The organism is Chryseobacterium sp. Mn2064, from assembly GCF_049319685.1.
Classification (GTDB): domain Bacteria; phylum Bacteroidota; class Bacteroidia; order Flavobacteriales; family Weeksellaceae; genus Chryseobacterium.
In genome coordinates this window covers 91,613-113,031 of record NZ_JBMOUE010000003.1, presented here as the reverse complement: position 1 = coordinate 113,031, position 21,419 = coordinate 91,613, and the positions used below count along the sequence as shown (strand labels likewise).

17 protein-coding genes and 1 other RNA gene are annotated in these 21,419 nt (G+C 36.1%); 10 read left to right on the top strand and 8 right to left on the bottom strand.

Annotated elements, in window-relative coordinates:
- Positions 1–401: 401 nt before the first annotated feature.
- Together asnS and rpoN are read left to right on the top strand one after the other, a co-directional pair.
- Positions 402–1,850, top strand: coding sequence for an asparagine--tRNA ligase (gene asnS, locus ACL9RH_RS13005; RefSeq protein WP_422693800.1), 1,449 nt, complete (start codon positions 402–404; stop codon positions 1,848–1,850).
- A 158-nt stretch (positions 1,851–2,008) separates the two neighbouring features.
- On the top strand, positions 2,009–3,472 hold the full coding sequence (rpoN, locus tag ACL9RH_RS13000; RefSeq protein WP_422693799.1) for an RNA polymerase factor sigma-54: 1,464 nt from the start codon (positions 2,009–2,011) through the stop codon (positions 3,470–3,472).
- A 63-nt stretch (positions 3,473–3,535) separates the two neighbouring features.
- On the opposite strand, the gene ACL9RH_RS12995 is transcribed toward rpoN, so the two are convergent.
- The 3 genes from ACL9RH_RS12995 to ACL9RH_RS12985 are packed head-to-tail and all read right to left on the bottom strand — an operon-like array spanning position 3,536 to position 6,372.
- Complete coding sequence (locus ACL9RH_RS12995) at positions 3,536–5,155, bottom strand: AMP-binding protein (RefSeq protein ID WP_422693798.1); 1,620 nt, start codon at positions 5,153–5,155, stop codon at positions 3,536–3,538.
- Between the two features lie 58 nt (positions 5,156–5,213).
- Positions 5,214–5,888 carry a beta-carotene 15,15'-monooxygenase gene (locus tag ACL9RH_RS12990; RefSeq protein WP_422693797.1) on the bottom strand — a complete coding sequence of 225 codons (675 nt, stop codon included), beginning with the start codon at positions 5,886–5,888 and terminating at the stop codon, positions 5,214–5,216.
- Positions 5,881–6,372 carry an RNA polymerase sigma factor gene (locus tag ACL9RH_RS12985; RefSeq protein ID WP_236855786.1) on the bottom strand — a complete coding sequence of 164 codons (492 nt, stop codon included), beginning with the start codon at positions 6,370–6,372 and terminating at the stop codon, positions 5,881–5,883. Before ACL9RH_RS12985 ends, ACL9RH_RS12990 begins: the two co-directional genes overlap by 8 nt.
- A gap of 177 nt (positions 6,373–6,549) precedes the next feature.
- On the opposite strand from ACL9RH_RS12985, the gene rnpB reads away from it, so the two are divergent.
- Positions 6,550–6,873: RNase P RNA component class A (gene rnpB / locus ACL9RH_RS12980), an RNA gene on the top strand.
- 100 nt (positions 6,874–6,973) lie between these two features.
- On the opposite strand, the gene ACL9RH_RS12975 is transcribed toward rnpB, so the two are convergent.
- A complete protein-coding gene (locus ACL9RH_RS12975) occupies positions 6,974–7,843 on the bottom strand; it encodes a polyphosphate kinase 2 family protein (RefSeq protein ID WP_422693796.1) in 870 nt (289 codons plus the stop codon).
- Between the two features lie 296 nt (positions 7,844–8,139).
- Positions 8,140–8,604, bottom strand: coding sequence for a DUF1573 domain-containing protein (locus ACL9RH_RS12970; protein WP_422693795.1), 465 nt, complete (start codon positions 8,602–8,604; stop codon positions 8,140–8,142).
- 129 nt (positions 8,605–8,733) lie between these two features.
- Between ACL9RH_RS12970 and ACL9RH_RS12965 the strand changes: the two genes are divergently transcribed.
- From ACL9RH_RS12965 to ACL9RH_RS12945, 5 genes are all read left to right on the top strand, one after another.
- On the top strand, positions 8,734–11,349 hold the full coding sequence (locus tag ACL9RH_RS12965) for a valine--tRNA ligase (RefSeq protein ID WP_422693794.1): 2,616 nt from the start codon (positions 8,734–8,736) through the stop codon (positions 11,347–11,349).
- A gap of 87 nt (positions 11,350–11,436) precedes the next feature.
- Complete coding sequence (locus ACL9RH_RS12960; RefSeq protein ID WP_422693793.1) at positions 11,437–12,072, top strand: DUF4241 domain-containing protein; 636 nt, start codon at positions 11,437–11,439, stop codon at positions 12,070–12,072.
- A 67-nt stretch (positions 12,073–12,139) separates the two neighbouring features.
- Positions 12,140–13,030 carry a PfkB family carbohydrate kinase gene (locus tag ACL9RH_RS12955; RefSeq protein ID WP_422693792.1) on the top strand — a complete coding sequence of 297 codons (891 nt, stop codon included), beginning with the start codon at positions 12,140–12,142 and terminating at the stop codon, positions 13,028–13,030.
- Between the two features lie 88 nt (positions 13,031–13,118).
- On the top strand, positions 13,119–13,964 hold the full coding sequence (locus ACL9RH_RS12950) for a serine aminopeptidase domain-containing protein (RefSeq protein WP_422693791.1): 846 nt from the start codon (positions 13,119–13,121) through the stop codon (positions 13,962–13,964).
- Positions 13,961–14,605, top strand: coding sequence for an HD domain-containing protein (locus tag ACL9RH_RS12945; protein ID WP_422693790.1), 645 nt, complete (start codon positions 13,961–13,963; stop codon positions 14,603–14,605). Before ACL9RH_RS12950 ends, ACL9RH_RS12945 begins: the two co-directional genes overlap by 4 nt.
- Here the strand turns inward: ACL9RH_RS12945 and ACL9RH_RS12940 are convergent.
- Positions 14,602–15,834, bottom strand: coding sequence for an outer membrane beta-barrel protein (locus tag ACL9RH_RS12940; protein WP_422693789.1), 1,233 nt, complete (start codon positions 15,832–15,834; stop codon positions 14,602–14,604). The two genes, ACL9RH_RS12945 and ACL9RH_RS12940, sit on opposite strands and share 4 nt — an antisense overlap.
- A 68-nt stretch (positions 15,835–15,902) precedes the next feature.
- Here ACL9RH_RS12940 and ACL9RH_RS12935 point away from each other — a divergent pair, with 68 nt between their 5' ends.
- Positions 15,903–16,502: a hypothetical protein gene (locus ACL9RH_RS12935; RefSeq protein ID WP_422693788.1), complete on the top strand. Its 600-nt coding sequence runs from the start codon at positions 15,903–15,905 to the stop codon at positions 16,500–16,502.
- Between the two features lie 44 nt (positions 16,503–16,546).
- On the opposite strand, the gene ACL9RH_RS12930 is transcribed toward ACL9RH_RS12935, so the two are convergent.
- Both ACL9RH_RS12930 and ACL9RH_RS12925 read right to left on the bottom strand, forming a co-directional pair.
- Entirely contained in the window at positions 16,547–16,777 is a 231-nt protein-coding gene (locus ACL9RH_RS12930) for a hypothetical protein (protein WP_422693787.1), read from the bottom strand.
- Positions 16,778–16,894: 117 nt separating this feature from the next.
- The gene (locus ACL9RH_RS12925) at positions 16,895–17,785 is read right to left on the bottom strand and encodes a DUF72 domain-containing protein (protein ID WP_422693786.1); all 891 of its coding nucleotides are present in this window, start codon (positions 17,783–17,785) and stop codon (positions 16,895–16,897) included.
- A 322-nt stretch (positions 17,786–18,107) separates the two neighbouring features.
- On the opposite strand from ACL9RH_RS12925, the gene ACL9RH_RS12920 reads away from it, so the two are divergent.
- Positions 18,108–21,293 (top strand): TonB-dependent receptor, encoded by a 3,186-nt coding sequence (locus ACL9RH_RS12920; RefSeq protein ID WP_422693785.1) that lies wholly within the window; start codon positions 18,108–18,110, stop codon positions 21,291–21,293.
- Positions 21,294–21,419 lie beyond the last annotated feature (126 nt).

The following is a 21,419-nucleotide window of genomic DNA, read 5'->3' as shown; positions in this document are numbered from 1 at the left end:
AATAGTAAAAAAGTTAGAAACGTAAAAACGATAATCATTTAGTAAAGTATAAATCGAGTAAAGAAAAACAGACTGTAAATATCCAGTTATCATTTAAAACTAATAACCATTTTTTTATACTAAAAACCATTTCCATGAAAACTCAAAGTAATGAATTTTATCCTTTTCTTAAAGTGATGAAATGAATGTTTTCAATTCAGATCAACGTTTTTTAAGGACCATTGATTTGAAATTCAACTTTAAAAATGAAGACGGAAGAGCAGAAAAATAGACAGTTTTTTTTAGCTGTAAGTTTAAATACTTGATAAATGATTTTTAAAGACAGCGTAACCATGAAGTTGCGCTGTTTTTTTGTAACTTTGCCAACATTAATTTTTATATAAAAAATTTATCATCAACAAATGAAAAAGCAAACGATCAAAGAAATCCTAAAGGATTACAAGAAAGTATTACATCATGACATTACAGTTTACGGATGGGTAAAATCATTCCGTGCTAATCGCTTTATTGCACTTAATGATGGATCTACGATTAATAATTTGCAGATAGTTGTTGATTTCGAAAATTTTGACGAGGCAATCATCAAAAATATCAGTACAGCTTCTTCCCTTAAAGTAGTAGGAGAAGTGGTAGAAAGCCAGGGAGCAGGACAATCTGTTGAAATTATTGCTAAAAAGATCATCATTTTAGGAGATAACTTTACAGAAGAACTTCAAAGTACCATTCTTCAGCCTAAAAAGCACAGTTTGGAAAAACTTCGTGAGCAGGCACACTTAAGATTCAGAACCAATTTGTTTGGAGCGGTTTTCAGAGTACGTCACGCAGTAAGCTTTGCCGTTCACTCATTCTTCAACCAGAATCAGTTTTTCTACATCAACACTCCGGTAATTACAGGAGCAGATGCAGAAGGAGCAGGAGAAATGTTTGGAGTAACCAACTTCGATCTGAACAATATGCCAAGAACTGAAGAAGGAGAGATTGATTTTGCACAGGATTTCTTCGGAAAGAAAACTAACCTTACCGTTTCAGGTCAGCTTGAAGGAGAAACTGCAGCGATGGGATTGGGAAGAATTTATACCTTTGGACCTACTTTCCGTGCTGAAAACTCAAACACGACAAGACACCTTGCAGAGTTCTGGATGATTGAACCGGAAGTAGCATTCAACAACTTAGAAGATAATATCGACCTTGCTGAAGATTTCCTTAAATATGTGATCCAGTATGTATTGGATAACTGTAAGGATGATCTTGAATTCTTAGATAAACGTTTCGAAGAAGAGCAAAAAACAAAACCTGAGAAAGAAAGAGCAAAAGAAGGTCTTATTGAGAAACTTGAAAATGTAATTGCCAAACGTTTTAAGCGTGTAAGCTATACAGAGGCTATTGAGATCCTAATGAACTCCAAGGAGAACAAAAAAGGAAAATTTGCTTACCCTGTTGAAAGTTGGGGAACAGACCTTCAGTCTGAGCATGAAAGATTTTTAGTTGAAAAACATTTCGAATGCCCGGTGGTATTGTTTGATTATCCAAAAGAAATCAAAGCTTTCTATATGAAACTGAACGATGACAATAAGACTGTTGCAGCAATGGACGTTCTTTTCCCAGGTATCGGAGAGATCATCGGAGGATCAGAAAGAGAAGCAAGATTAGATGTACTAAAACAGAAAATGGCAGATATGCACGTAGATGAGCACGAACTTTGGTGGTATCTTGATACCAGAAAATTCGGTTCTGTACCGCATGCAGGCTTTGGTTTAGGACTGGAAAGACTGGTTCTTTTTGTAACAGGAATGACCAATATCAGAGACGTGATTCCTTTCCCAAGAACGCCGAAAAGCGCTGAATTCTAGAACAATAAAAAAAAGCCTTATCTACGATTAAGGCTTTTTTTATTATTTAATAGTTTATTATATTCAATGTATAAAGCAAAAATCATGCTAAATGTGTTTTTTATCAAATAAATTTATTAAATTCGTAGAATATGTTATGTTAAAACGCAAATAAGAATATGCTTAAACAACACTTACAACTCAAATTAGGACAGAAGCTGGCCCCTCAGCAGATCCAGTTGATGAAGCTTATTCAGCTTCACACTCTTGAATTTGAAGAGGAGTTGGAGAGAGAGTTAGAAGAAAACCCTGCTTTGGAAATTGCCAAGGAAGATTCTAAGGAAGATGATTATTCTTCTTTGGAAGATGCTTATCAGGATGAGGGTACGGAAAGCATTGAAACAGATTTCGACGTCAATGAATATATCTATGACGATGAACCAAGCTATAAAACCGCATCCAGTAACTACTCTCCGGATGATGAAGAATTCGATAACGAGAGCCTTCTGACGGAAGGACAGTCATTATATGATTATTTGATGGAGCAAATTCATCTGGTAAATATCAGTGATGAAGATCTGAGGATTGCAGAATACCTTATTGGAAACCTGGATACAGACGGATATCTGAGAAGAGAGATCAAGTCTATTGTAGATGATCTTGCTTTCTCACAGGGAATTTATACTACCAAAGAAAGAGTGGAAGACATCCTTGAGAACTATGTTCAAAAACTAGATCCACCAGGAGTAGGAGCAAGAGGTCTTCAGGAATGTCTGTTGCTGCAGATTGAGAAGAAAGTAAGCTCTGATAAAGCGGTTTCTCTGGCTGCCAATATTCTGAGACATCAGTTTGATGCTTTAACGAATAAGCATTATAACAAGATTATTCAAAAATATGATATTGAAGAAGATGATCTTAAAGATGCACTGGATGAAATCTCCAAACTTTCGCCTAAAGTAGGTGGGAATTTTGATACTCAGACTATTACGATCAATCAGGAAATTATTCCAGATTTTGTAATTCAGGTGAAAGACGGGCAGGTAATCCCCATGCTGAACAGCAAGAATGCGCCTACATTAAGAGTTTCTGAAGAATATAAAGATATTTTGACCACTTATTCTCATGATAAGAATTCATCTGAGCATAAGCAGGCTGCTTTATTCATCAAACAAAAGCTGGATGCTGCCAAATGGTATATAGACGCGATCAATCAACGTCAGAATACTTTATTACAGACCATTACAGCCATTGTGAAGTTCCAGAAAGATTATTTCATCACAGGAGATGAAAAGTCGCTGAAACCAATGATCCTAAAGGATGTGGCTGATATTACCGGTTTTGATATTTCTACCATTTCAAGAGTGGTAAAAAGTAAATATGCTGATACGCCTAATGGGATTGTATATCTTAAAGATTTATTCTCAGATAGTTTGACGAATGATGATGGAGAAGAGGTTTCTACTAAAGAAATCAAAACGCATCTTCAGGAAGTGATCAGTAAAGAGAACAAAAGAAAACCCCTTACAGATGATGCTCTGGTGGTGATCTTAAAAGAACAGGGATATAATATTGCCCGAAGAACGATTGCAAAATACCGTGAACAGCTTAATATTCCGGTAGCAAGATTAAGAAAAGAACTTTAAAATAGTATAGAAAAAGCATTTCAATCTGAAATGCTTTTTTATTTTGTATACAAGGTTAAAAATCTAAACTCTGGCTTCCAATCCGAGTTCTTTCATAGAAATTTCTCTCATTTCTACTTTTCGTATTTTTCCGGAGATCGTCATTGGAAATTCATCTACAAATTTCCAGTACTTAGGAACTTTATAGTGAGCAATTTTTCCTTTGCAGTATTCTAAAAGCTCTTCTTCTGTGATCGTAAATCCTTTTCTCACTTTTACCCATGCCATTACTTCCTCTCCAAACTTTTCACTGGGAACTCCAATGATCTGTACATCCAGGATATGGGTATAGGTGTATAAAAAATCTTCAATTTCTTTGGGAGAGATATTTTCACCACCCCGAATAATAAGGTCTTTAATTCTTCCGGAAATGGTAATATAACCGTCTTTATCCATTACGGCCATATCTCCGGTATGCATCCATCGGCCTTCATCAAGAACTTTTCGGGTATTCTCCGGATCGTTCCAGTATTTCAGCATGACGGAGTAGCCTCTTGTACATAGTTCACCATGTTCACCTCGTTTCAGAATTTTTCCGTTTTCATCTATAATTTTTATTTCGAGATGATCCTGAACAGTTCCAACTGTACTTACCTGTTTTTCAAGAGGAGTTCCAATCAGTGTTTGAGTAGATACGGGGGAAGTTTCTGTCATTCCATAGCAGATGCTCATTTCCTTGATATTCATAAGGTTTTCTACTTTTTTCATGATCTCTGGTGGGCATACTGATCCTGCCATCACTCCGGTTCTTAAACTTGAAAAATCGTAGGTATCAAAATCTTTTACTGCCAGTTCTGCAATAAACATTGTGGGAACGCCATATAAAGAAGTACATTTTTCGTCGGAAACAGCTTTTAATGTAATCTCTGCATCGAAACTGTCATTAGGAATCACCATACAAGCGCCATGAGCAGTACAGCATATATTTCCGATAACCATTCCAAAACAATGATAGAAGGGAACCGGAATGCAGACACGGTCTTTTTCGGTATATTTCAGCCTTATCCCAATGAAATAACCGTTATTTAAAATGTTATGATGAGAAAGAGTAACTCCTTTCGGGAAACCTGTAGTTCCTGAAGTATACTGAATGTTCACAGGATCATCAAACTGCACGTGCTCTTCAAAGCTGTGAAGAACTTCGTCAGAAATATTCTGACCATTATTCACAAACTCTTCCCAATTATCATCAAAGAATATCTCATGTTTCAGGGTGGGGCATACCTCTTTGGCATATTCCACCATCTCTTTGTAGTTGCTGGTTTTAAAACTTAAAGAAGAAAAAATAAACCGTACTTCAGATTGGTTGAGTACATACGTAAGCTCATGAGTTCGGTAAGCTGGGTTGATATTCACTAAAATAGTTCCTATTCTGGCCGTAGCATATTGAAGAAGAACCCATTCGTAACGGTTGGAAGACCATATTCCGATTCTATCGCCGGCTTTTGCTCCTAAAAATAGCAGGGCTTTGGCAACAGCAGTGGTCTGATTATAAAATTCCTGATAAGTAGCTCTGTAGTTCTGATGGACACAGACTAAAGCTTCCTGATGGGGGTATTTTTCGACAGTCTTTTTCAGATTACCTCCAATAGTCTGTCCTAATAATGGAACCTCTGAAGTTCCATAAACATAAGATAAGGGCATAGTTTAAGATTTGGTGGAATAAAATTACTGATTATATCCCGAACTATGCCTATGTATACTAATTTTCCTGAGAATCTATTTCTTTAAGCTGATGTAGATTTTTATCAAGTTTTTTAATGATTGTACCATATACAAGCCTGTAGTATAGCCAGATCAGAGAAATCCCAAGCAAAGTACTTACTGTAAGCCCAACAACCGTAATAGTAAGATCGGCATTGCTTGGCTGTACATTTTGAGAATTTAATGTATAGAATATAAAAGCAGCCAATACAAATGTAAAGGAAATAAGAAGCACAATACTGATTAAAATAAATGCATTAACTGTTGTTTTGAATTTGATAATTCTTGTAATGAGCCCTTTCAGATTTTCCTCAATCTTTATTTTGCGGTAATTGCTGTAGAATTTCAATACAAAGTAAGCTGTAATCAGCAAGCTTATAATTTTTATTGCTAAATAAGCATGGCCAAAATTATTTTCTACTTCCGGTGCTTCCTGCGCACCCAGTCTTTCTAGCATTTTGCGGAAACTGTCAGATTCTTCTTCCTGGAAGAAATAGAACAATCCTAAAACAGAAAAGAATAGAAATTCTACAACACTGATCCAGAAAATATATTTTACATAATTGCGTGACTTTCTATTCAACATCTGAAGAATTTCACGGTTGTCATATTTTGGTTGTACAGGTTGTTCCTGCCATGTCTTTTTAAAGCTGTCTAAATCAAATTCAGGCATATTTTTCCATCTGTTCTTTAAGGGTTTTCTTTAATCTGTTCATTTTTACTCGGGCATTCACTTCTGTGATTCCGAGGTTTTCCGCAATATCCTTATAAGGTAGATCATCAAGATACATCATGACAATGGCCCTTTCAACATTCGGAAGAGTCTTGATTACAGTATACAAAAGCGATATCTGCTGCTGCTTTTCATCATCATCTTCCACGAAGTCTTTGTGGTTGATGTCCAGTTCATTGGTAGGAAGGCTTTTGCTTTTTTTTCTAAAGAGGGTAATGGCTGTATTGAGCGCTACACGATACATCCATGTGGAAATTTTTGAGTTTCCTTTAAATGAGTCGTAACTTCTCCAAAGTTGTAACACGATCTCCTGAAAAAGATCTTCCTCATCCTCCAGAGAGTTCGTATAAAGGCGAGATACCTTAATAATCAGACCCTGATTATCCTTGATAAGCTGCGCAAATTCTTTTTCTCTGGAATTCATAGATATATAATGCACGAAGATAATAATAAAGTGGTAATTGGAGAAGAGGAATTATGGCAAAATCATAAATAAGCTGAAAGGTTACAATAAATCGGGTGAACCAATCTGTGTATTCACTTCCTTTACTTTCAAGGATTCCTCAGTCTCTTCATAAAAAATTATGTATCTTTGCCGCTGCGAGAAAATCGGCTTGTTGATTTCCCGATTTCGGGAGGTAGGAAAGTCCGGACACCATAGAGCAGCAAAGCGGATAACATCCGTCACCCGCGAGGGTAGGACAAGTGCAACAGAAAGCAAGTACAGTTCGGCTGTAGTGAAACCAGGTAAACTCTTTGCGGTGCAATGGTAAGTATATCGGTTCTTTTCAGTAATGAAAATAGGGGCGGCTCGTCCTGAAAGCCGAGGGGTAATCAGCTCAAGTTTTGCAGCAATGTAAAACGTAGATAAATAACAGGCACTTCTTCGGAAGTACAAAATCCGGCTTATAGATTTTCTCGTAATTTTTTTAACCGTAAACACAAAAGGAAGGAAGCCCAAAGCTGAAGATTATAAGAGATCTGAACCTTCAAACGATGAACTTCCACTTTCATCCTTTATAAGATTATTCGCTTTCCAACTGTTTTTTTGCGTTTTGTAATTCTTCTTTGTCCTTATCTGAAAGGGTTGGATATTTTAGATTCATTTTTTCCAGAGCATCAATAATGATCTGAATGGCAGCAACTCTAGCAAACCATTTATTGTCTGCAGGAAGTACGTACCAAGGGGCATGATCTTTAGAAGTCTCATTGATTGCCGCTTCATAAGCCTCCATATATTTGCTGAATAAAGCTCTCTCCGGAAGATCACTTGCTGAAAATTTCCAGTTTTTTTCCTGTTCGTTGATTCTGTCCAGAAGTCTTTTTTTCTGCTCATCTTCCGATACGTTTAAGAATATTTTGACAATGGTTGTACCGTTTTGAGCAAGATGCTTCTCAAAATTTCGGATACTTTCATATCGGTTTTCCCAGAATTTATCATCGAAATCCTTTACCGAAGACCATGTTTTTTCACTTAAATTATATTCGGGATGTACTTTACAAACCAATACACTTTCATAATGTGAGCGATTGAAAATCCCGATCATCCCTTTTTGAGGAAGCGCAAGATAATGTCTCCATAAAAAATCGTGGGAATATTCTTTGGAACTTGGTGTTTTGAAACTGGTTACATTACAGCCCTGTGGATTTACTCCTCCGAAAACATGCTCAATCATACTGTCTTTACCTGCTGCATCCATCGCCTGTAAAACCACCAAAAGAGACTGGCTGCCGTCAGCATATAATTTTTCCTGTAACTCACGAAGCTTTTCTTTTTCCTGAATTAATAATTCTGCTCCTTCGTCTTTGGTAAGTTTTCCTTTGTATGAAGTATTGGCCTTCTTGATTGAAAATTTTCCGTTTACTTTAAAGTCATCTGAGAAATTGGTGTCCATATATTTTTAAAGATTAAAAGATTAAAAGATTAAAAGATTAAAAGATTAAAAGATTAAAAGATTAAAAGATTAAAAGATTAAAAGATGTTGTTATTAAAATTCAATACGAGTGTGTTTTAGTCCGGCTATTTTAAAGGAAAATAAATCCAAATATCAGCCAAAACCTAGATATATATGATAGATTTCAACACTATTTTCTGCCACCTATCACCCATCATCTACAATCTAATCAAACATAAATGTAATAAAAAAACCGCCTCTATAGAGACGGTTCCTTTATTTTTTTTGAGTAAAGATTAATTTGCAGCAGCCTTTTTAGCAAGTTTTGCAGCTTTTTTCTCAGCCTTAGCAGCTTCTTTTTGCTCTTCTGGAGTCAATACTTTTGGTTCAGGAGCTTTAGCATCTACATTTCCTTTGATGTAAATTACGCTTCTGCTGTTTGCAGGGTCGTTAGAGAAAACTTCAATCATTTTGTTGAAACCTCCAGGAATAGAAGTATTGTATCCTACTTTGATTTTAGCAGATTTTCCTGGCATGATCGGATCTTGGCTAAACTCAGGTGTAGTACATCCGCAAGAAGGTTTTACGTTTGAAATAATCAAAGGCTTATCACCTGAATTCGTTACAGTAAAGAATCTTGTACCGTCTGAGCTTGGCTTGATAGTACCGTAGTCAAAAGTCGTTTTATCAAATGTAATAGTTTGTGCAGATGCAAGTGCAAATGTTCCGAACAATGCAATTCCTGCGATTAATTTCTTCATATTCTTGAATGTTAGATATATTTGTTAGATAAATTTTGTGAAACAAAGTTAAAAATTATTTTAATTCATGCTTAAAATTTTTTTTCTTTAGACTATTTTTGCAAATTGTAAGTCAAAGAAATAGAATTTATGCAGATTTCAGAAAAGTATAATCCACAGGAAACAGAACAGAAATGGTATAACTTCTGGATGGAGAACAAGTATTTTCATTCAGAACCTAATAACAAGCCGCCATACACCGTGGTCATTCCTCCGCCAAACGTAACGGGGATTTTGCACATGGGGCATATGCTGAACAATACTATTCAAGATGTTCTGGTCCGTCGTGCAAGAATGCGCGGGTTTAATGCCTGCTGGATTCCGGGAACAGATCACGCTTCAATCGCTACTGAAGCTAAAGTTGTTGCTAAATTGAAGTCTGAAGGGGTCAATAAATCTGATATTACCCGTGAACAATTCCTGGAGCATGCCTGGGAATGGACTAATAAATATGGGGGAACCATCCTGGAACAGTTGAAAAAACTGGGATGTTCATGTGATTGGGACAGAACCCGTTTTACCATGGAAGATAAACTGTCTCAGCAGGTTATCAAAAGTTTTGTAGATCTATACAATAAAGGATTGATCTACAGAGGGTACCGTATGGTAAACTGGGATCCGGAAGCAAAAACCAATATTTCAGATGAAGAAGTAATTTTTAAAGAGCAAAACGGAAAATTATATTTCCTTAAATATAAAATTGAAGGTTCAGAAGAATTTCTTTCAGTGGCTACCACGCGTCCTGAAACTATTTTCGGGGATACAGCGGTGTGTATCAATCCAAATGATGAAAGATATGCTCACCTGAAAGGCAAAAATGTAATCGTACCGATCGTTGACAGAGTAATCCCGATTATTGAGGATGAATATGTTGATATTGAATTTGGAACAGGAGCTCTAAAAATTACGCCTGCACACGATACCAATGACTATGAAATCGGACAAAAACATCAGTTGAAAATGATTGATGCTTTAGACGATGATGGAAATCTTAACGAGCATGGACTTCACTATGCAGGAAAAAACAGATTTGAAGTAAGAAAGCTGGTTGCAAAAGAACTGGAAGAAAAAGATCTTTTGTTAAAAGCCGAAGATTATGTAAATAAAGTAGGAACTTCAGAAAGAACAGGTGCCGTTATTGAGCCTAAAGTTTCTGTACAGTGGTTCCTGAAAATGTCTGAAATTGCTAAACCTGCTTTGGATGTAGTAATGGATGATGAGGTGAAATTTTACCCGGAAAAGTTCAAGAATACTTACAAACACTGGATGGAAAACATCCGTGACTGGAATATCTCCCGTCAGCTTTGGTGGGGACAGCAGATTCCTGCGTATTACTATGGAGAAGGAGAAAATGATTTCGTAGTGGCAGAAACTAAAGAAGATGCTTTAGAACTGGCAAAACAAAAAACAGGGAATTCAGGTCTGACTATAGAAAACCTTAGACAGGATGATGATGCATTAGATACGTGGTTCTCTTCATGGTTGTGGCCAATGTCTGTATTTGACGGGCTGCTTGATCCTGAAAATAAAGATATCAACTATTATTATCCAACCTCTGATCTTGTTACCGGTCCGGATATCATCTTCTTCTGGGTAGCCAGAATGATTATGGCAGGATTGGAATACAGAAAAGAAGTTCCGTTCAAGAATGTGTATTTTACAGGAATTGTAAGAGACAGCCAAAGAAGAAAGATGTCCAAATCTCTGGGGAATTCACCAGATCCTCTGGAGCTGATCTCTGAATTTGGAGCTGATGGAGTTCGTGTAGGTATTCTATTGAGTTCTGCAGCAGGAAATGACCTTCTTTTTGATAAAGATTTAATGCTTCAGGGAAGAAACTTTGCCACTAAGATCTGGAATGCTTTCCGTTTGATCAATATGTGGAATCATGAAGATAAACCTGCAAATGCAACAGAAATCCAGACTATAGAATGGTTTGAAAATAAACTGAATAAAACGATTGTTGAAATTAATGATCAGTTTGAGAAATTCAGAATCTCTGATGCTTTACATTTAATCTACAAATTAATTTGGGATGATTTTTGCGGTTGGTATCTTGAAGCTATTAAACCGAATTATGGTGAAGGAATTTCAAAAGATGTTTATAACAAAACAATTGGTTTATTTGAAGAACTTATGAAGCTGCTTCATCCGTTTATGCCGTTCTTAACCGAAGAATTGTGGCAGACAATCTCAGAAAGAAGTATTGAAGAAGCTCTAATGATCTCTCAGCAGAAAAACGGCGGAGAATTTAATGAAACCATCATTAAAAACTTTGAAACAGCATCTGAATTGATTTCCGGAGTAAGAAACTACCGCCAGACAAAAGGAATTTCACCAAGAGAAACCGTTGAGATATATACCAATGCTTCAGAATTTGCCAACGAAGCAGTAGTAAGAAAATTGGCCAATGTTTCTGATATCCATTTCGGACAGAAAACTGATAAACCAAGTTTTACATTCCTGGTAGGAGCGACTGAAGTTTCTATACCTTTGAGTGAAAATCTTGATTTGGGAGAAGAAAAAGAGAAAACTGAAGAAGAATTGAAATACTTAAAAGGATTCTTAATTTCAGTAGAAAAGAAACTTTCCAATGAGAAATTTGTTGCCAACGCAAAACCTGAAGTAGTAGAGGTAGAGCGTAAAAAGCAGAAAGACGCTTTGGATAAGATTGCGATCCTTGAAGAAAAACTGAAAAGTTTATAAAAATACAGACAATTAACTTTGTCGAAATCTCAGGCTGGATACAGGTGAATAATTGTATCCAGCCTGATGATTTAAAGAATAAATAGAATGACACATTTAGAAAACATAAAAAAACTATTTTCAAAGGACTTTGTAGAGAGTCCCTTATTGGAAAGTTTTGAAGTAGGGAAGATCTATCTTTCCAGTGGAAAACTCGTCGCTTGTGACCCCTTGATCACAAATGATATGCTTCCTTTTACAACCCAATTTCCGAAAGGAGATTTTTCTGTAATGCTACATAAAGAAAGAGAAAGCAACTGTGTGGCCTACGCAGAAATTATATTCACGAATTCAGAAATCAAAGAATGGAAACTTGCCACCACAACAGGGCAGAATATTAAAGACCTGGCTGAAGAAGAAGTTTTCGGATATCCTGTGGAAAGCGGAATGGGATGTTTTATGGACGTAGATACCCAAAGCAGCCTCAACGATCTTGAGCAAAAACTATATCAGAATAAAGGAGGAGATTTTATGGGAATCTATGAGGAGTTTTTCCATGATTATTTCTTTGATGAGAATGGTGCAATAGACCAATATGCATTTCTGAAGCCTTCTGAGAAACATCCGGGGACAATTTTTGCTTTTGAAACAGGATACGGCGAAGGTTTTTATGCCAGTTATATCGGCTATGATAAAGATCAGAAGCCTGCAAAGATAATTACTGAATTTATTGAGATAAGTTAATTTAAATTAGCTATTTTTGAAGTACCTTTTATAAAATATTAAACTTTAAAGCCCCATATAAAACACAATGTATTTCTCATCAGAACAACCCCGAATTATCGTTGTAGGAAGCTCATCAATAGATTTAGTGCTGGAAACCGAAAAACTTCCTCAGCCCAATGAAACGGTTTTGGCCGTTAATTCAGAAAGCTATTTTGGAGGGAAAGGGGCCAATCAGGCAGTAGGTACAGCCAGGTTGGGTGCCAGTGTATATTTTGTAGGATGTGTAGGTATGGATCCTCTTGGTCAGCAGATTATGAGAAACCTGGTGAGTGAAAATGTGAATGTGGGATTTGTTCATGAAACAGACAAAGAAGCAACAGGTACAGCTTATGTCACCACTTCCCATGGAAATGCAGCAATTGTAGTGGTACCGGCAGCCAATAAATATCTTAAAACAAGTCATATTGACGAGGCCGACCGATATTTCCATACCGTAGACCTTGTTCTGATACAACTTGAAGTATCTATGGATGTTGTAGAATATACAGTGAAAAAAGCAAAGAAATATGGAAAAAAGGTGGGGTTATATGCTTCACCCGCTGTGAGAATCAGTGAAGATATTTTAGAAAATGTTGATTTTATTGTGGCCAAAAGCAATGAACTGTATACTATTTTCGGAGAAGAAAAGAGAGAGGACGTTCTTAAAAAATACTATAATAAAGTATTTGTAAGAGACGATACCAACTCAACCATTTATTTTGACGGTAACGAAATGAAGTATTATAGAAATGATAAAGATGAAACCGTTTACAAAATGGGAATGGGTGATGCTTTTACTTCCGGATTCGCCATAGCACTTTGTCACGGTAATTCCATTGAAGAATGCGTGAAGTTTGGAAATGAAGTTTCATCAAGGGTTTCAGGAGGAAAAGGATCTCAAACAGGATTGCCCAGAATGGCAGATTTTCTTTCTTAAACTATTTAAGGCATATCAAAAGTCTAAAACTTAACATAAAAATATAGGTAAAATGTCCACTTTTATAGTGGATTTTTTCTTTTATCATATGGAAAAACTAATATTGACCACAGAAAACAATACTTCCCTTAGCGTTCATCTTTTCAATCCTGAAAAAAGTAATGGGAAACTATTACTCATCAATTCCGCCACAGGAGTGAAGCAACAGGTTTATTTTTCCTTTGCCCATTACTTTTCTGAAAAAGGATTTACAGTGATTACTTATGATTACAGCGGAATTGGTCTTTCGAAACCGAAAAATATGAAAGGATTCCACAGTTCCATGAGAATTTGGGGCTCAAAGGATTTTAAAACTGTAACAGATTATATCATCAACACATTCCCTCAATACAGAAAATATTGCCTGGGACATTCCGTAGGAGCACTGATTCTGGGGATGAATGAAGACTCAAAGATATTTGAAGAATTCATCTTCGTAGGAACCCAAAATGCCTTCGTTGGAAACCTCCGCACAAAAACAAAAATAGAAGCGTATTTGGGCTTTGGAATTGCCCAGCCGCTAACCACTTCACTGCTAGGATATTTCCCGGCAAATTGGTTCGGACTTGGAGAAAGTCTTCCAAAAAATTGTGCATATGACTGGAGAACCTTAATTTTAAACAAGAAATCAACCAACAGATTGTTGGAGAAAATTGATGACTATTCTAAAAAATTAACGCAGAATGTATTCGTCATTCGTGCTGAAGATGATGTCTGGCTAACAGAAAAAGGAGTGCTGAGTTTATTGAATGATACCTATCCTAACCTCAAACCCACTTACCGGCTGGTAAAAACTTCCGAATCTGATAAAAATGAAATCGGACATGTCAATTTTTTTAGAAGCTATAACAGCAAACTTTGGGATATTATTTTAAATGAACTGATAGATAAATGAAAAGTACGATCGACAAAACCGTAGAATTTGTAAAAGAAAAATTGGAAGGAGCAGAAGCAGGACACGACTGGTTTCACATTGAAAGAGTATGGAAACTTGCCGGAAAAATTGCAGATACAGAAGATTGCGACAAAGAAGTGGTAGAATTATCCGCCCTGTTACATGATATTGCCGATCCTAAATTTCATAACGGAGATGAAACCATTGCTCCGAAAATATCAAGAGAATTTCTTGAGAGCCAGAATATTTCAGAAGAGGTTATCCAGAAGGTTTTATTTGTAATTGAGAATATCTCATTCAAAAACAGAAGCCAGGCTCCGGAAAACCCATCTATTGAACTTAAAATCGTACAGGATGCGGACCGTATTGATGCGATAGGCGCTATTGGAATTGCCAGAACATTCAACTTTGGAGGATTCAAAAATAATCTGATGTATGACCCTGCAGTAAAGCCTAACTTAGGAATGTCTAAAGAAGAATATAAAAAATCCAACGGTACAACCATCAATCATTTTTATGAAAAATTATTACTTCTGAAAGACTTGATGAATACACCGGAAGGAAAAAGAATGGCCGAAGAAAGACATCAGTATATGCTGAATTTCCTCGACCAGTTTTATAAAGAATGGAATGTAGATTAGAAAATATTATATCCCAGAATTAAAGAGAAAGATTTAAGATCTGCATTCGGAAGATCCTTATAAAGAATATTCGTACTGCTACTTAGTCTTGCTTCTACACTGAATTTGTTATTGTAATTGAATCCTGCCCCAAAAGATGTTCCTCTGAAGGCTTGAGTGGAAGCAAGAGCAATCTTATCAAATACAACATTATCGTAATCCACATCTATTGAAGCTGAAGAACTTGTTCTTACATTCAATACATTGGTAGCAACATTAACGAAGATTCTTGATTTTTCATTCAAAAACATAGAATATCTTATTCCTAAAGGAATATTAATAAAAGAATAGCTATCCATTGTCATATTATACAGATTATCATCTGTTCGGATAGTTGTTTTTTTATTGGTATACTGTGCATAAGTAGGCTCAAGAATTACAGACCACTTATTCTTATTAAACGGTAAAACTAATTCTGCTTCTACTCCTATTCTGAAGTTAGATTTTGAAGGGAAGCCAGGATTTCGGTACGATTCTTTCAACTCTAATGGAGCATAAAAATTAATTCCCGGTCGGATACTAAGGTTGAATTTTACCTTCTTTTTACTTTCAGTGAAAGATTGGTCAGTGGAACCGTCAGAACTTTCACCATTGTAAGTCTTAAATATTTTCGTTAAGCTGGAAGCTGTATATTGTGTTCTGTTTACTAAAGCCTGAGCACTGTTGTTATCCGCAAAAATAGTTTTTAGCTGATCAAGATACTGCTCGTTGGTGGCCACCTGAGAACTGTTCCCGTTAAAGAAATATTTTTTATAGATCAAAGGATGAATAACGGAATCTGATTCTGAATAAAAATATCGGGTAATATGACCTTTGTAGGTATATAAATTCTTATTTCCTGCTACGAGTTCTTTCAGGAATACGGAGCTTTTTACAAACTTGGGTTCTTTAGTGTTAGAGAAATTGGAAATGTCATCGGAGGAGTAGTCGATATTACCATTATAAGTAACATATTTGGAGTCGTTATATATTCCGAATTCTTTGATGGTAGAAGGAGTTCCTTTATCCTCTGCCGAATTCTCGTCTGTTTTATAAATGATATTGTCAGGATTGCTTACCCATCCTTTATTTTTGATCAGAACCTCTTTTTTTATATCATTTTGATCGATAATATACCCTTTTTCGAATTTGACCTGGGCGTAAAAAGAAGCAATACTGCAAAAAAGAAGTGACGAAAGCGTTTTTTTCATGGTTTATTTGAGTTAAAATTTGCCGGCAAATATAGATAAAATACAGATAAGAAGTATCTTTGTAAAATATGACACTCATTATTTTTATCATTTTTCTTGCTTGTATCCTTTCTCTGGTTCTATTTAAGGTGAAATCGGGAAGGATGGCAAAATGGGCCAAACTGTTTCGCATTGTGACCGTTGTTTTTTCGATTTCGGTTTTTACCTATTGGTTTATCAAGAAAAGTGCTGTTGCATTTGTTGCTAATTCGGTGGGGCTGCAGGTCGTTAATAAACTTCCGCAGACATTGGATTTTTATCTGATCAATGTAAAAAAAACAGACAAGAATACGACACTCGAGCCCAAACATATTGGAAAGATCCGTCCTGAATACTACAGAATAGAATATCTGAAAATGGATCAGTCTGATGAATACTGGATTGCAGGATATCTTGGAAAAAAGAACCTTGTCTATTTTTCACAGCACTCTGTACCCAATAAAAATATTGACCAGATTGTAGAAGTACAAAACTACATCAACCAGAGCATGAAACTTTCTGATGCTGCCAAAAAGCAGGTTGATGCCTATAATTATGAAAATACAAAACTTGGAATATGGATCACACTGGATTTTCTGCTTTTATTCCTGAACCTTGTCCTTCTTTTGAAAAAAAATAAGACAAAATAGTTTAGCTAATGATTGTTTCAGTACATTCATTAGCATTGAAACGGTTAAGGGTAATCTAAGATCTGCATGATCTGCTCCTTAAGTTCTTCGGGGCAGGCTTTTACCAATTTGTCCTTATTTTGTTTACTGATTTGTGAAGGTTCAAGCCATTCAACCCGGTTGGAGTTCAAGCTGTGGTTATCAAATATTCTTTTTATCTTATGATTATCATAAAAGATATATTCATCACCAAGCCAGCTGCTGGCAATACTGATTTTACAAATTTCCTTTTCCATGATATATAATTTAAAAAGTACCTCATATTACCAGGAATACGAGATACTCTAATTTACAAATTTTTCTGCTATGAAAAGGATTTTCTCTGTTTTTTGCAGATCAGTCGAAAGGAATATTTAAAAAAGTGTTCCTGTGCTTTCTGTTGCCATCTGCGGAATATGAATCTCCTTTTTCCATTCTTCGTTTAGCTTTTTGATGAAGTAAGCGGACAATAGTGGAGACGCTTTTTCTATATTTTGGTGTACGAAGAAATACAGATTCTGAAGGCCTTCCTTTTTCCATTTTGTCAAATGTTGCAGCCAGTCATCCAGTCTTTCATAATCACTTTCAGCATTGGCTCCTACATAGCGGATGAATGCATTTGGAGTCGTAAGACGCATATGAAGCATATCTCTTCTTCCGGCGGTATCTACAATAATGTTGGTGATGTTGTGTGCTTCAAAAAGTTCGCAGGTTGTATTAAGAATTTTCTCGTTGGTAAACCATTCTGTATTTCTAAGCTCTATAGCGAGGGGAACTTCTTTTGGCCATTCTTTAACAAATTTTTCCAGCCTGTCATAATCTTTAGGTTTAAAATTATCGTGAAGCTGTAGGAAAGCCATTCCCAGTTTTTCATCAAAATTCATAACAGCTGATGCGAAATGTGTCACGGGATCTGTTACATCAATCAGTCTTTTGAAATGGGAGACGGTATTGGTAATCTTGGGGAAGAATTTGAAGTTTTCCGGTGTTTTTTCTTTCCATGTCTTTACCTGATCCGGAGTAGGCATTCCGTAGAAAGTAGCATTTAGCTCAATAGAATTGAACTGGGTACCATAATAGGTCAGTTCATCCTTTGTTCCTTTAGGGTAAAATCCTTTAAGGTCGGTTTTGTTCCATTTGGCGCATCCGATAGAAATATTTTCAAGCCCTTTTTTATTGGTACTTAAAATTTCCTTGGTTCTGGAATGATCTTTAGGAAGGGCGAAATTTATTTTTGATGGGTCTTCTACTTGTCCGAATTTCATATCTGTCGTTTTATAGTATTAAATAATAAACACAAATATAAACCAAAAAAAGAAAGGGATTTTATTTTTCGCAGAGTTCCGTTTGTATGAATTTTTTATACCTCATCAGAATTACTTTTAAGTGCTTTTATCAACAGGGTTTGGGGTGAATTTCACCTGATCAGGTAGATTTTTATATGAAAATTATCAAGGTTTGCTTTACGATCTCGATTAAGTTTTTTTTAAGGAAATGTTAAACATTCTGTTACGTAATGTTAATTTTATGTTACCATACTTCCTGTTTACTAAATCTAATTTTACGGCAAGTTTTTAGCAATAAAATATGAAGAAAAAAATCATCTGTGCTTTTGCTTTATTATCGTTTGGTTTTGCATTTTCACAGGAAACCAGTTCTAAGATTTTTGGAAGATTAAAAGGAATCTCTTCTGAAGTAACTGTAAAGGTAGTACATATTCCTACCAACAGTGTCTTTGAAACTAAGAGTAACAGTAAAGGGCAGTTTAGTTTGGACAATCTACAGCCAGGAGGTCCTTATAAAATCGAGATATCTGATGGATCACAGGTGATTTATGAGAATCCTAGTTTACAGCTTTCTTTGGGAAGCAATGATTTACCGGTGGTGGATCTTGGAAGCAAAGAAAAAACAATTGATGAAGTAAAAATTACTTCTAAAAGAACTACTGTAAAAAACGGAGTAGGAATCAGCCAGGCGCAAATCTCCGGGCTTCCGAATATTAACAGAGGAATTCAGGATGTTACAAAACTGGTTCCTCAGAGTGCCAATAACTCTTTCAACGGAACCAATTTCAGATACAATAACGTTACCATCGATGGTTCTATCAACAATGACGCTATTGGTTTCAGTCCTTCATTGGGTGGACAGACGGGAACTTCCGGAATGCCGGGAAGCAGTACGCGTTCCAATTCTATAAGTTTGGATGCTATTCAGGATGTACAAGTGTATATCGCTCCTTATGATGTAAAGTTGGGGAATTTCTTGGGTGGAAGTATTAATGCCGTTACCAGAAGTGGAAGTAATGAGATTACAGGATCTCTTTATTCATACGGTAGAAATGCTGCAATTACAGGAAGAAACAGAGTAGGGGATAACTCAAAAATGCCGAGCGATTTTCAGGATTTCATTTATGGTGGAAGAGTTGGTTTACCAATCGTAAAGGATAAAGTTTTCCTTTTTACCAATCTTGAATATACCAAAAGAACAGACCCTGTATTCTACAACGCCAATGATCCTAATGCTTTGGTGAACGAACAGACAGCTCAGCAGATCTCAGATTTTGTGAGAAATAAATATGGCTTCAACGTAGGAAGCTTTAACCAATACAATAACTTCTCTGAAAGTTCTAAACTTTTCAATAAGTTAGACTGGAAAATTAATGATAAACATACTTTATCCATTAAAAATAATACTGTATTCTCTCAAGCTTCCAACCTTGAAAGAGATGGAGCGAATTTCAGGTTCTCCAGTATGGACTTTATTCAGAAGAATACGGCTTCTACCACTACTTTAGAATTGAAGAGCCGTTTTAATGATAAATGGAGCAATAATTTAGTTCTTGGATATTCATCTATTCATGACTACAGAGATCCAACTTCAGGAAACGCAATGTTCCCGCAGGTTGAGATCAATTATAATGGAGGAACAATTTTGTTGGGTAATGACAGAGAAGCCACTGTTTTCAATATGAAACAGAAGACTTTTGAAATTACAGACAACCTGACTTATAAAACAGGAAACCATACTTTCTTATTAGGAACTCACAACGAGTTGTATAATATTGATTATGGATTTGTAAATGCATTAAACGGAAGGATTTCTTATAAATCTCTTAATGATTTTTACAATGGTACTCCTTCCAGAATAAGAGGTACTTATCCTTTTAACGGAGATAGCAGACAGACTCTTTTTGATAATCCTTATGCGCAGTACAAAGTGAATCTTCTTTCCATGTATTTCCAGGACGAGATCAACTGGGGAAGAGTAAGATTGTCTCCGGGAGTAAGAGTGGATTATACAGATTTACCTAATAAGCCACAGCTGAGCCCACTTGTTAACAGCTCACCACAAGATCCGAATTATGGAAACACCTATACTTATACTCCGCTAAGCCAGCTTACCAATAATTACCTTAATAAACCTACATTCTCTCCGAGATTAGGATTTACCATCGATGTTACTGAAGACAGATCAATGGTATTGAGAGGAGGTTCAGGTATCTTTGTGGGAAGAATTCCATTTGCATGGCTTGGATATGCTTATTATAATGATGGTGTTGGTTTTGGAAGTTATGATTATAACGCTCCTACTGCTACTCAGCTGGCCACCAATGGAGATCCTTTGAACAGTGCCAATTTCCCGAAATGGCAAAACTCTTCAAAAGTACAGGTAGACCTTGTTGATAATAATTTTAAAATGCCAAGAGTTTGGAGAAGTTCTTTAGCTTTTGATTATACGCTTTCAGGATATAAACTTACTTTGGAAGGAATCTATACAAAAGTGCTTTACGATCTGAAGTTCCAGCAGGTGAATAAAACGGATAATGTGTCGTATTACAGCTATGATGTGGATCATGAAATGCCAATTTATACAACCAACATCAACAACAACTTCTCGAACGCTTACATGTTATCAAATACTAAAGAAGGTTACCGATACAATTTAACAGCACAGCTTTCGAAATCGTATAACTTTGGATTCAACTTCTTTGTAGCCTATACTTATGGTGATGCTAAGGATATTACGAATGGTATCAGAAACTCTATGGAAAGTAACTGGCAGATGAACCAATCTCTGACGCCTAACGATCCTAAGCTGACTACTTCGAATTTTGCGATCAAAAACAGAATTGTAGCTAATCTTGGATATGGATTTAATGTTTCCAAACTGAACAGATTATCTGCCAATGTGTACTTCAATGCACAGTCGGGAAATCCTTTCTCATGGGGATTTATAAACAGTACGATTGCTAATACAGGGCAGGCTGCCGGACTTGCTTATATCTTTAAAGATGCTGCCGAAGCTGCTAAATATATTGTTCCTATCAAAGATGGATCTGGAAATGTATTGGTAACTGCACAACAGCAGATTGCAGATTATGAAAATTTTGTTAACAATAATGATTATCTGAAGTCCAGAAGAGGAAAATTCACAGAAAGAAACGGTGATTTCACTCCTTGGAATGTACAGGCAGATATCAAAATCATGGATGAAATCAGGTTTAGCGAAAAATCTAAGAACAGTATTCAGATTTCATTGAGCATCATCAATTTTACCAACTTATTGAACAAAGACTGGGGTAAAGTATATTTTGTACCGAATACCTTTAACTCTACAGCCAGCGTTGGTCTTACAAAAGTTGGAAACGTTGCAACAGGACAGCCTGCAGCCGGAGACCCTACCTATAACTTTAAAACCCCAGGGTTGCCTTATACCATTGATCAGTTTGCATCAAGATTCCAGGCACAATTGGGAGTACGATATAATTTTTAATTATTTTATTAGACCATTTTACTTCAAAGAAGTTCTTTTTCATAAGTCCGGATTTTCTTTCCGGACTTTTTTGTATGATAGATTTTGATGACTGAATGATCAAGAAATTACATGTTGAGTCTCATC